Here is a 12,115-nt window from a genome sequence, read left to right as displayed (position 1 = left end):
GCCAGCCTCGCGCTGGACCGCACCCAACTCTTGAGGATTTCGCACATGGCTGCCAACGCTCGCTTCAACTGGGAAGACCCGCTGATGCTCGACCAGCAACTGACGGAAGAGGAGCGAATGGTGCGCGACAGCGCCCAGCAGTTCGCTCAGCAGAAGTTGGCGCCGCGCGTTATCGAAGCGTTCCGCCATGAGCAGACCGATCCGAAAATCTTCCGTGAAATGGGCGACGTCGGCCTGCTCGGCGCCACCATCCCCGAGCAGTACGGTGGCAGCGGTTTGAATTACGTGAGCTACGGTCTGATCGCCCGTGAGGTTGAGCGTGTGGATTCCGGCTACCGCTCGATGATGAGCGTGCAGTCGTCGCTGGTGATGGTGCCGATCAACGAGTTCGGCAACGAAGCCACCAAGCAGAAATACCTGCCAAAGCTGGCCAGCGGCGAATGGATTGGCTGCTTCGGTTTGACCGAGCCGGACCACGGTTCCGACCCGGGTTCGATGATTACCCGCGCCAAGAAAGTCGACGGCGGCTACCGCATCAGCGGCGCGAAAATGTGGATCACCAACAGCCCGATCGCCGACGTGTTTGTGGTCTGGGCAAAGGACGACGAGGGCGCGATTCGCGGCTTCGTGCTGGAGAAAGGCTGGCAAGGGCTGAGCACCCCGGCGATTCACGGCAAGGTCGGCCTGCGTGCTTCGATCACTGGCGAAATCGTGATGGACAACGTGTTCTGCCCGGAAGAAAACGCCTTCCCCGATGTGCGCGGCTTGAAAGGCCCGTTTACCTGTTTGAACTCCGCCCGCTATGGCATCAGCTGGGGTGCGCTGGGTGCCGCCGAGTTCTGCTGGCACACCGCCCGCCAGTACACGCTGGACCGCAAACAATTCGGCCGGCCATTGGCAGCCAATCAGCTGATTCAGAAAAAACTCGCCGACATGCAGACCGAAATCACCATGGCCTTGCAAGGCTGCCTGCGCCTGGGCCGCATGAAAGACGAAGGCACTGCGGCGGTGGAAATCACCTCGATCATGAAGCGCAACAGCTGCGGCAAAGCCCTGGATATCGCCCGCCTGGCGCGCGACATGTTGGGCGGCAACGGCATCTCCGACGAGTTCGGCGTGGCGCGGCATCTGGTGAATCTGGAAGTGGTGAACACCTACGAAGGCACGCACGACGTGCACGCCCTGATCCTCGGCCGCGCGCAGACCGGTATCCAAGCCTTCTTCTGATTGCCGTAAACCTGTAGGAGCGGCTTCAGCCGCGATGCTTGTGATCTTCAAGAGCATCGCGGCTAAAGCCGCTCCTACGGTACTTAATATCCTGCTGCGAGATTCCCATGCCCGGCGCTCTGTCTCATCTGCGTGTTCTGGATTTATCCCGCGTACTGGCTGGCCCGTGGGCCGGGCAGATTTTGGCGGACCTTGGCGCCGAGGTGATCAAAATCGAGCGCCCCGGTGTGGGCGACGACACCCGCCAATGGGGCCCGCCATTTTTGAAAGACGCAGCGGGTGAGAACACCAGCGAGGCCGCCTATTACCTGTCGGCCAACCGCAACAAACAGTCGGTGACGGTGGACTTCACCCAGCCTGAGGGCCAGCGCCTGGTGCGTGAGTTGGCGGCGCAGTCGGACATTCTGCTGGAGAACTTCAAGGTCGGCGGCCTGGCCGCCTATGGCCTGGATTACGCGTCGCTAAAAGCCATCAACCCGCGACTGATTTATTGCTCCATCACCGGTTTCGGCCAGAACGGTCCTTACGCCAAACGCGCCGGCTACGACTTTATGATTCAGGGCCTCGGCGGCCTGATGAGCCTGACCGGCAAGCCGGATGACGAAGCGGGCGGCGGGCCGGTGAAAGTCGGCGTGGCGCTGACTGACATCCTCACGGGCTTGTATTCCACCGTGGCAGTGCTCGCCGCACTCGCCCACCGCGACAGCGTTGACAGAGAAAGCAGCGGCAGCGGCCTCGGCCAGCATATCGACATGGCCTTGCTCGACGTTCAGGTCGCCTGCCTGGCGAACCAGGCGATGAACTACCTCACCACGGGCAACGCGCCGAAACGTTTGGGCAATGCCCACCCCAATATCGTGCCGTATCAGGATTTCCCCACGGCCGATGGCGACTTCATTCTCACCGTCGGCAACGATGGCCAGTTCCGCAAATTCTGTGAGGTGGCGGGCCATGCCGAATGGGCCGACGACCCGCGCTTCACCAACAACAAACAACGCGTCGCTAACCGCGCGGTGCTGATTCCATTGATCCGCCAGGCCACCGTTTTCAAAACCACGGCCGAATGGGTAAGCGCCCTGGAGCAGGCCGGCGTGCCCTGCGGCCCGATCAACGATCTGGCTCAGGTGTTCGCCGACCCGCAGGTGCTGGCGCGCGGGTTGCGCGTGGAAGTGCCGCACAGCCTGGGCGGCACGCTGCCGCAAGTGGCCAGCCCGATTCGCTTGTCCGAAACACCCGTGGAATATCGTCAGGCGCCGCCATTGCTGGGCGAGCACACCGAGGCGGTGTTGCAGCGGTTGCTGGGCTTGAATAGCGCAGACATCGACGCGTTGCGCAAAGCCAGCGTGGTCTGAAACGTCCTGCGCGATCTGCGTTTGCTAGGTCTCGGCGAGTTGCGCTGGGCGGACCTGCCGAGTCTGCAGCAGGAAAGCCCGCAAGAGCGGCGCTGGCGCGAACGCATCGCCTGAACACCCGCTCGCTAACGGTTAGTCGCGGCGGTTTTTCGCTTCAATCCACTGCGCCATGTACTTGGTGCTCTTGTGCTGATGGTGGCGCAGCATCGCGCCGGTGAAATTGCGCAAACGGTGCTCGGGCAAATTAGCCTGACACGCTTCGATGCGCTGCATCAGCAACTCGCCAAAACGGTCGCGCTCATAGCGCGCGGCAAGCAGCGTCCAGCCGTGGTCCTGCGCTTGCTGCCAGTGTGTTTCGTCGCGGTACAGACGCACCGCCGCATCGGCAAAGGTGGCGGCGCTGGTGGTGATTTCACCCGGCCATGGCCACTCGCCGTGCATGCCTTCCGCGCCAATCGGCGTGGTGACGTTCGGCGTACCGCAGAGCATGGCGTCGGCGATTTTGCCTTTGATGCCGGCGCCGAAACGAAGTGGCGCCACGCACACACGCGCCGCTTCCATCACGGCCAACGCATCCGGCGCCCAATTCATCACGTGGAAACCCTGCGCCGGGTTGTGCAAGGCGGTGGCCTTGGGCGGTGTGTACGAGCCGTAAACACGCAGCTGGGCCTGCGGCAATTGCTGGCGAATCAGCGGCCAGATGCTCTGTTTCAACCAGAGCACGGCGTCCCAGTTCGGCGCATGGCGAAAGTTGCCGATGCTGATGAAATGCGCCCGCTCAGTGAACGGCAGCACCCGGCGCGGTGTTGCATCCAGCAGCAACGGGCAATGCACCAACAGCACGGCGGGCAGCTGGAACTGCTCGCACAGCAGGGCGATTTCGGCATCGGAAATCATCAGGTTGAGGTCGCAGCGATACAACGCGGCAATCTCCCGTTGCGCGGTATCGCTGGCTGCCATGTGCCGATAAATGTCGTCGGCATTCAGGGTGAACAGCGCGTCGCACGCGTCACCGTTTCCGGCAGCGAGATGCGCTTTTAACAGTTGTTGGCGCGCATCGCGCAGTGACTGCAAGTCCGACGTTTCGAGCACGCGTAACGCCTGCGGGCACTGTTGTTCCACCCGCCAGCCGAACTGTTCTTCCATCATGAAGCGGTCGAACATCACCACTTGCGGATTCAAAGCGCGCACAAACACATCGAAGCTTTCGCTGTTGAGTTCGATCACTTGCTCGGCAATGCCCAGCGCCTGCAAATCGGCTTTGTGCTCGCCCTCGTTGGCCGGGCTGGCAAAGGTGACGTGCCAGCCACGCTCAACGAACAGCTCGAGCAGCTGCATCATGTGCCCGCCGGCTGCCGAGGAACGGGGCTCCGGCCACACGTAACCGATGACCAACAAATGTTTGGGGGGACGGCGGGCAGGGCACGGTGCGATTCCTGGGCGGGCGAAAACGGCGGCCATTATGCGGCATCGCAACGGGGCGCTCTATTGGCCCTGGCGATGGTATCCGACCGGCCCCACTATCGGGCTTTAATGCAAGGCATTATCATTTGCACATTATTCTGATCGCGCGATATTCCCGCCCGCATGGCCGACCCCATTTCCCAGCATGATCCGCACCCTGCTGCGCCGCATACGGCTGAGCCGGCGCTGCGTGCGGATTTTCTAAGGGTGTTTTTGTCCGAACGCTCGCGGATGGAAGCATTGGTCAGCCGCCGCGTCGGTTGCCGCGCCACGGCGGCCGACCTGGTGCAGGACTTGTTCTTGCGCTTTTGGCGGCGTCCGCACGTTCAGGTGGAGGAACTCAGCACCTACCTGCTGCGCTCGGCGCGCAACATGGCCATCGACCACCTGCGCAGCGAAACCTCGCGCACCCGCAACGAAACCGGCCTGCTGGCCGAGCAACTGGCCGAACCCAGCCCGCCGGAAACCGCCCTGGACGCCAGCTACGACCTGCGCCAGGTCGACCTCGCGTTGCGTGCCTTGCCTGAGCGCACGCGGCATATTTTCCTGCTTAACCGCGTGCACGGGCGCACCTATGGCGAAATCGCCAAAGCCATGCAGGTGTCCCAGAGTGCCGTGGAAAAACATATGATGCGCGCCCTCGACGCCTGCAAGGCGAGCCTGGAGTCGCCCGCCCCATGAGCCGTTCACACCCGCTGCGCGTTGTTGCCGACGACGCGCCATCCCCCGATCAAGTAGCCCTGAGCTGGCACCAGCGCCTGCTTGCGCAACCCAGTGCAGCCGAGCGTGCCGCCTTTGACCGGTGGCTTTACGCCGAGCCCGCCCACGTGCAGGCCTACGCCAATGTGCAAGCGCTATGGGCCGCCACCGAGCAACCGGCGCAGCGCATAGCCGCCGAAGAAGCGGCGGCGCTGGCGCACTACTTGCGCGCCATGGACGCACCGCCGCGTGCCCGGGCAAGCCGTTGGTGGTTGGGCTCGCTGGCCACCGCCGCCAGCGTGTTGCTGATGCTCGGCCTGCTGGGCTGGCAACCGCAACGGTGGCTGGACTCGGTGCGTGCCGACTACGTTTCGGCGCCGGGGCAATTGCGGCAAATCACCCTGGCCGATCAGACCGTGGTTTTGCTGGACGCCGACAGCGCCGTGCAGGTGCGTTTTACCGACCAGCAACGGCGTATCGAGCTGCTGCGTGGCGCGGCGTATTTCCATGTCAGCCACACCGGCCAGCCCTTCGTCGTCAGCGCGGCCGATGGCGAAGCGCAGGTGCTCGGCACGCAATTCGAAGTGCGCCTGCAAGAGCAGGGCGCCCAGGTGACGGTGCAGTCCGGCCGTGTCGGCGTTACCGCGCACCCCGGCGACACCGCCCAAGTGCTCAGCGCCAATCAGCAAGTGAGCTACCAGCACGGGCAGGCCGGCGACGTACACGGCGTCGACAGCGACGCCAACCTGGCCTGGCGCCAGGGCTGGCTGACCTACTACCAAACCCCGCTCAGCGACGTGCTCGACCACGTGCAGCGTTACAGCCCCAACCGCATCGTGCTGCTCAACCCGGCGCTCGGGCAGCAACGCATCAGCGGCAGCTTCCCCAGCCAAGACCCGGAAAAAGTGCTCGACTCGCTCGCCAGCGTGGTCGGCTTCCAGCGTCAAACTGTGCTGGGGCTGACGCTGTTCCGGTAAGAGGGAAAAATAATTTCAGCCGACGGGTGAGGTAATCCCCGTCGGCATCCGTGTAGTGCATGTAATTGCGAATTGATCGCAGCAAGCCCGGTGTCGGGTCACTTTCACGGATTAGGTGCTCATGACGTACGTAACGGTAGGCAAACACGGCCTCGGTCTTTCCCTGCTTCTGGCAGCCAGCGCGCCTGTGCTGGTGCAGGCAGCCGACGCGCCACCCGCCGCCACGCAAACGCGCTACAGCTTCGCCATCAGCGCCCAGCCCTTGCCGCAAGCCCTGAGCGCCTTCAGCCGCGTCACCGGCTTGAGCCTGGTCTACAGCGACGACGCGCCCTACAGCATGCAAGCGCCCGCCGTGAATGGCCAACTCAGCGCCGAGCAGGCACTGAGCCAACTGCTGCAAGGTTCCGGCTACACCTTCCGCCACAGCGACGCGCGCACCATCACCCTGCAGCGGGTGCGCAGCAGCGACGGCGCCATGAACCTAGACGCCGTCAACATCGACGCCAGCTCGCAGCAAGCGACCAGCTACCAACCGCCGCCCAGCAGCAAAATCATGCGCAGCGAAGCGCCGCTACTGGAAATTCCGCAAGCCATCGCCGTGGTGCCGCGCCAGGTGCTGCAAGACCAGCAACCGCGCAACCTCGACGACGCATTGATCAACGTCAGCGGCATCACCCAGGCCAACACGCTCGGCAGCACCATGGACGCCGTGATGAAACGCGGCTTCGGCGACAACCGCGACGGCTCGATTCTGCGCGACGGCATGCGCACCGTGCAGGGCCGCAACTTCACCGCCAACGTCGAGCGCGTGGAAGTACTCAAAGGCCCGGCCTCGATGCTCTACGGCATTCTCGACCCGGGCGGCGTGATCAACCTCGTCAGCAAAAAACCGCAACTGCAGGCGTACAACGCCATCACCGCGCGCAGCTCCACCTACGGCGACGGCAAAAACGGCAGCGGCGGCCAGCTCGACAGCACCGGCGCCATTGGCGACACCAACCTGGCCTACCGCCTGGTCGCCGACTACGACGACGCCGACTACTGGCGCAACTTCGGCAACAGCCGCGAGAAAACCATCGCCCCGTCGCTCGCCTGGTTTGGCGACGACACCACCGTGAACCTGTCGTGGGAACACCGCGACTACGTCACCCCGTTCGACCGCGGCACCATCCTCGCCAAAGGCAGCACCAAACCGCTGGACGTCTCGCGCAAACAGCGCCTGGACGAGCCCTACAACAAAACCGAAGGCCGCTCCGACCTGGCGATTTTCGACGTGGAACACCGCCTGAACGACGACTGGAAAACGCACTTCGCCTACAGCTACAACCGCGACCGCTACGACGACTACCAAGCGCGCGTGACCGGCTATGCAGCCGGCAGTTCGACACGCCTGGTGCGGCGCCTGGACGGCACACGCGGCGCCGTCAGCACCGAACACTTCGGCACCCTCGACCTTTCCGGCGACGTGGAACTGGGCGGCCTGCGCCACGAAGTACTCACCGGTGTCGACCACGAATATCGAAAAATCTTCCGCTCCGACCTGCTGCGCCAAACCACCACCGTGCGCTTCGACACCCAGAACCCGGTGTACGGCCAGGTGCCCGAACCCACCACCGTGTCGGCCAGCGACAGCGACCAGACCGACAAGGTCTACAGCCAGTCCGCGTTCCTGCAAGACTCCATCCACCTCAACGACCAATGGATTCTCGCTCGGCGGCGCGCGCTACCAGCTCTACGACCAACTCGCCGGCAAGGGCCGACCGTTCGTAAAAAACACCGACATCAACGGTCAGAAATGGCTGCCGCGCGTGGGCGTCGTGTACCAATGGAACGACGAATTTTCCCTGTACGGCGGCTACAGCGAATCCTTCAAACCCAACTCCACCATCGCCGCCCTGAGCGGCACCGCCAGCATCAACGGCCTGGACCCTGAAGAAGGCAAAGCCTGGGAAGTGGGCGCCAAACTCGACATGCCCGGCCGCCTGACCGGCACGCTCGCGCTGTTCACCATCGACAAAGAAAACGTCATGGTCACGCAGACCTACCGAACGCCCTCTGGCGCCACCGACACCTTCGCCAGCGCCGCCGGCGCCGTCACCTCACGCGGCCTGGAACTGGACATCACCGGCCAGCTCACCGACCAACTCAGCCTGATCGGCACCTACGCCTACCTCGACGCCTGGGTCACCAAAGACCCGGCATTGCAAGGCAACGACCTGGCCAACGTGGCCCGCCACACCGGCTCGTTATTCGCCGTCTACGACCTTGGCCAAATCCTCGGCGGCGACCGCCTACGCCTCGGCACCGGCGCCCGCTACGTAGGCGAACGCGCCGGCGACGCCGAAAACACCTTCACACTCCCCGACTACACCGTCGCCGACGCCTTCGCCAGCTACGACACCAAACTCGGCGGCAAAAACGTGAAGCTGCAACTCAACGTGAAGAACATGTTTGATAAGACCTACTACTCGTCGTCGACCAATGCGTTTTTGATTTCGATTGGGGATGCGAGGCAGGTTGAGGTGGCGGGGACGGTGGAGTTTTGAAGGGGGAGGCGTCGTTCGGGGTGTGGCACTTAGAGACATGGCGCTAAGGTGAGTGCGACGCTTCTGGTTAACGAGGCAGCGCTTTGCACCTTATGGCGTGCGTTGTGAGGTTTGGGCTTCGGCACCCACGAAAACCTGTAGCGGGCGCGAGAAGCTGACCACGGATACTTGAGAGCGGTAGGCTGTTATTCGTTTCGTCGCAGCGAGCGCTGCTTTACGATGATCGCCTGAAGTGCGTCTGATAACGCCCGGAATTTATTTAATTGGCGGTAAAAGCGTATGTGCAGCAGATGGGCTATGGAGATGTGCACCCGCTGGTGGCGTTCTCCGGAAGCGTGTTGCCGGACCAGGTGATTCCCGAGGAGGTGACGGAAAGCAGTAGCCTGCTTAACGCCGGCCTCAACGGCCGCGACTTGGCGGACGCTTTCGACACGCAGGATTTCAACGTGATGATTGCGGCCAACAAGTACCAGACCGGCTTCGATCAGCCCAAGCTGTGCGCTATGTACGTGGACAAGAAGCTGCAAGGCGTGGATTGCGTGCAGACCCTGTCGAGGCTCAACCGAACGTTCCCGGCCAAGCAAACCTTCATTCTCGACTTCTTCAACGAGCCGCAAGACATCCTTGACGCCTTCCTGCCGTATTACACGAAGGCTGAGCTGGCCGATGTCACCGACCCGCAGATCATCTACGACCTGCAAAAGAAATTGGATGCTGAGGGCATTTATCACTGGCAGGAAGTCGAGGCGTTTGCCATGGCATTCTTCGACCCCAAAGCGGCTGCCAGCAAGCTGAGTTATTACTGCCAGCCAGCCAAAGAGCGCTTTGCCAAGCGTTACGCGTTCAGCCAGGAAGCGCGGCTACACGCATTGGATTACAAACGCACTGCCGAAGCTAACGGCGACAGCGCGGGGCTTAAAAAGGCGGAGCACGCACTCAAGGAGGCAGGTGAGCAGGTGGATCAGCTGGACCTGTTCAAGAAAAACCTGCAGAGCTTTGTGCGCTTATACGAATTTCTTTCGCAGATTGTTCCTTACGAAGATCGAGAGTTGGAGCAATTGTGCGTATACGCCAAGCATTTACATCCGCTGCTTCGGGTGGACCGTCTGCAGGAGCCGGAGGTTGATGTTGGCGAGCTGCAGTTAACCCATTACCGCTTGAGCAAACGCGCGGAGCATCAGCTTCGTTTAAACGAAGATCACGGTGAGTACAAGCTGGAGCCCGGCAGCGATGTCGGCAGCGGAAAGCCTCATGACCCCGAGAAAAAGCGTCTATCGGAAGTTATCGAAGCGTTGAACGATATCTTCGGTGCCGAAGTAAGCGACGACGACCAGCTGCAATTCCTTACCGACATCGCGCAACGCATCAGCCGTCAGGAAGATGTGATGGCGCAAGTAAACAACCACTCCGTTGACCAAGTTATGCATGGCCTATTCCCCAAGCGGGTTATCGACACCGTGCTAGATGCCATGACCGATCACGAAAAAATGTCGCTGGAAGTGTTGGATAACGAAACCAAAAGCAGGGCTTTTGCGTTAGTGATTTTGAAGATGCTCAAGGCCGCAGCCGGCATAAACGAGAATGCGCAGCGCGGCGCCTGAGCACGTTAAGGAGTGACGATGGCGATTCCAGATTTCCAAAGTGTGATGAGGCCGCTTCTGGCCAGTCTTCAGAGCGGGCTGCCGCAGCCGCTTAGCGAGTTGCGCGAGCACATTGCAACGGTGTTTTCGCTCACCGAGGCAGAACGAAAAGAGCGCGTTCCGTCAGGGCAAACCTTTATCAACAATCGAATCGGCTGGGCTCGAACCTATCTGCATAAAGCTGGGTTGCTCACGATCCCTTCCAAAGGCATGACACAGATTACGACTCGCGGAGTGGAGGCTCTTGCCAACGGCCCTGAGCGCATCACGATTTCCTGGTTAAAACAGTTTCCCGAGTTTCTAGAGTTTCATGCTGCGAAATCTCAGAGCGTTGAAGTGCCGACTCCGCTGGTACGTGACTCGGCCGACGCCACGCCCGATGAACAGCTAGCGGATGCTCATCAAGCGCTTGTGAGAACGCTGGCGGATGACCTACTGGTGCAGGTGAAAGCAGGCACGCCGACGTTCTTTGAGCAGTTGGTCGTCGACCTGATGATCGCCATGGGCTATGGCGGTTCCCGCAAAGAAGCCGGCAAGGCGACCCGAGCAACGAACGACGACGGCATCGACGGAATCATCAAGGAGGATAAGTTAGGGCTGGATGTAATTTATCTGCAGGCCAAGCGCTGGAACATCACGGTGCATCGTCCAGAGATCGATAAATTCATCGGTGCCCTAACTCGTCAGCGGGCGCGCAAGGGCGTTTTCATCACTACTTCGGACTTTTCAACCGGGGCGCGTGAAGCGGCATTGGGGCTGGATATCAAAGTCGTGTTAATCGACGGAATCGAGCTCGCCCGCCTGATGATCGAAAACAATCTGGGCGTGAGCGTTAAAGAGGTCTACGAAGTGAAGCAGATCGACAGCGATTACTTTTCGGAAGAGTAATTGGCGGACCTGCTGTAAGGGCGACACGGCCCGCTGCGCCATCGTCTTTTCATGCGCTTAAAAGCGCGGATCTAATGTGTAGACCTTCAAATCGCTCGCCCGCGAGCCGTTAGTTGATACCGCTGAGTTGGACTATTGGGTGACGAAGGATTCGTCATTTCAACCAGGCCTGCAGCCAGGGCGGGATCCAGGTAGTTACTCCTGAAAGTTTGTCTGTGGGTGAGGCCCAAGTGCACTCTCAGCTCCACAGGCTTGAGCGCGCCGTGCTCTTTTAGCAAATCGAGTAGGCGTCGTACTGGGTCGGTTACTGGTTCGCTTACTGGGTCGGTGGGCTCGGTTTGGGTCAGTGCCTTTTTGATGGCTCCCAGCATAAATTCAACAAACAACGTCGCTTCTGCAGCTTGGTCTGAGGCAGACAACGCTGAGTAGTACGCGTCTTGCTGATCACGGATAACCGTCTCGACAGGCAGGTAGGCAAGCACTGGCCGCCATTGGCTGAGTACTAGCGTCTGCCACAGTCGCCCCATCCTCCCGTTGCCATCGGCGAAGGGATGGACGAATTCAAATTCGTAGTGGAAAACACAGCTTGCGATTAGCGGGTGCAGATCCGTTTTTCCCAGCCACCCGAGCAGTTGGTCGATCAACTCGCCAACGCGGCTCGCGGGTGGGGCCATGTGGAGTAAGCGGTCGCCGCGATAGATGCCTACGCCGCCTTGGCGCAAGTGACCGGCGTCGTCGATAAGGCCATGCATCAGCAGTGCATGCGCTTTTAATAGGTGCTCGCGGGAGTCAGCGAGCCAGTCTGTCATCGCTTCGTAGGTGGCGAAGGCGTTGCGCACTTCCTGGATCTCTCGCGGCAGGCCCAGAACGCGTTTGCCTTCGAGCACAGCGGTAACTTGCTCGACGCTGAGTGTGTTGTTTTCGATAGCCAGCGAGGCCTGGATGGTCCGTATGCGATTGCCTCGGCGAAGTTGCGGCGTCAGCTGCCTTTCGTGCATGGCGCTGAGGCGTCCTACCTGCTCGCTGATGTCAGCGACCAGCGCTAGCATCGTTGGCGTAAGGGTAACTGGCGGGGCGTAAGAGGCCATGTAGCAGGAGATCCTTGAGAGACAGCTTCCGGCAGGAAACATAGCATCAAGAAGAAGGCGCGGGCACACCAAATCCCGCCCAATAAAAAACCCGCACTAGGCGGGTTTTTTGTCGTTTCCAATCTGCCTTTCACAGCGTTTGGAAACTTGAAGATGGTGCCCAGGGACGGAATCGAACCGCCGACACGGGGATTTTCAATCCCCTGCTCTACCGACTGAGCTACCTGGGCCAAC

Annotated in this window: 7 protein-coding genes, 1 tRNA gene and 2 pseudogenes; 7 read left to right on the top strand and 3 right to left on the bottom strand. The window is 61.1% G+C overall.

Going from position 1 to position 12,115, the window contains the following annotated elements:
• Positions 1–45: 45 nt before the first annotated feature.
• On the top strand, positions 46–1,227 hold the full coding sequence (locus ACZZZP_RS20905) for an acyl-CoA dehydrogenase (protein ID WP_463383978.1): 1,182 nt from the start codon (positions 46–48) through the stop codon (positions 1,225–1,227).
• Positions 1,228–1,334: 107 nt separating this feature from the next.
• The gene (locus ACZZZP_RS20900) at positions 1,335–2,579 is read left to right on the top strand and encodes a CaiB/BaiF CoA transferase family protein (protein WP_463383977.1); all 1,245 of its coding nucleotides are present in this window, start codon (positions 1,335–1,337) and stop codon (positions 2,577–2,579) included.
• 132 nt (positions 2,580–2,711) lie between these two features.
• Here the strand turns inward: ACZZZP_RS20900 and ACZZZP_RS20895 are convergent, their stop codons facing one another.
• Entirely contained in the window at positions 2,712–4,040 is a 1,329-nt protein-coding gene (locus ACZZZP_RS20895) for a glycosyltransferase (RefSeq protein ID WP_463536822.1), read from the bottom strand.
• A 126-nt stretch (positions 4,041–4,166) separates the two neighbouring features.
• Here ACZZZP_RS20895 and ACZZZP_RS20890 point away from each other — a divergent pair, with 126 nt between their 5' ends.
• The 5 genes and pseudogenes from ACZZZP_RS20890 (at position 4,167) to ACZZZP_RS20870 (ending at position 10,793) form a co-directional block, all read left to right on the top strand.
• Positions 4,167–4,724, top strand: coding sequence for an RNA polymerase sigma factor (locus tag ACZZZP_RS20890; protein WP_463383975.1), 558 nt, complete (start codon positions 4,167–4,169; stop codon positions 4,722–4,724).
• Positions 4,721–5,719, top strand: coding sequence for a FecR family protein (locus tag ACZZZP_RS20885; protein ID WP_463383974.1), 999 nt, complete (start codon positions 4,721–4,723; stop codon positions 5,717–5,719). Before ACZZZP_RS20890 ends, ACZZZP_RS20885 begins: the two co-directional genes overlap by 4 nt.
• Positions 5,720–5,840: 121 nt before the next feature.
• A pseudogene (locus ACZZZP_RS20880) lies at positions 5,841–8,265 on the top strand (TonB-dependent siderophore receptor).
• 263 nt (positions 8,266–8,528) lie between these two features.
• Positions 8,529–9,866: pseudogene (locus ACZZZP_RS20875) on the top strand (type I restriction enzyme subunit R domain-containing protein); the annotation flags it as partial.
• An 18-nt stretch (positions 9,867–9,884) separates the two neighbouring features.
• The gene (locus ACZZZP_RS20870; RefSeq protein ID WP_463383972.1) at positions 9,885–10,793 is read left to right on the top strand and encodes a restriction endonuclease; all 909 of its coding nucleotides are present in this window, start codon (positions 9,885–9,887) and stop codon (positions 10,791–10,793) included.
• 86 nt (positions 10,794–10,879) lie between these two features.
• On the opposite strand, the gene ACZZZP_RS20865 is transcribed toward ACZZZP_RS20870, so the two are convergent.
• Together ACZZZP_RS20865 and ACZZZP_RS20860 are read right to left on the bottom strand one after the other, a co-directional pair.
• Positions 10,880–11,881, bottom strand: a complete 1,002-nt coding sequence (locus ACZZZP_RS20865; RefSeq protein WP_463383971.1) for a Fic family protein — start codon at positions 11,879–11,881, stop codon at positions 10,880–10,882.
• A gap of 154 nt (positions 11,882–12,035) precedes the next feature.
• A tRNA-Phe gene (locus tag ACZZZP_RS20860) sits at positions 12,036–12,111 on the bottom strand.
• Between the last annotated feature and the right edge of the window lie 4 nt (positions 12,112–12,115).

It is taken from the genome of Pseudomonas sp. AC211 (genome assembly GCF_979258055.1).
The sequence above is the reverse complement of the archived record's forward strand: the minus strand, read 5'-3'. Positions and strand labels throughout refer to the sequence as shown.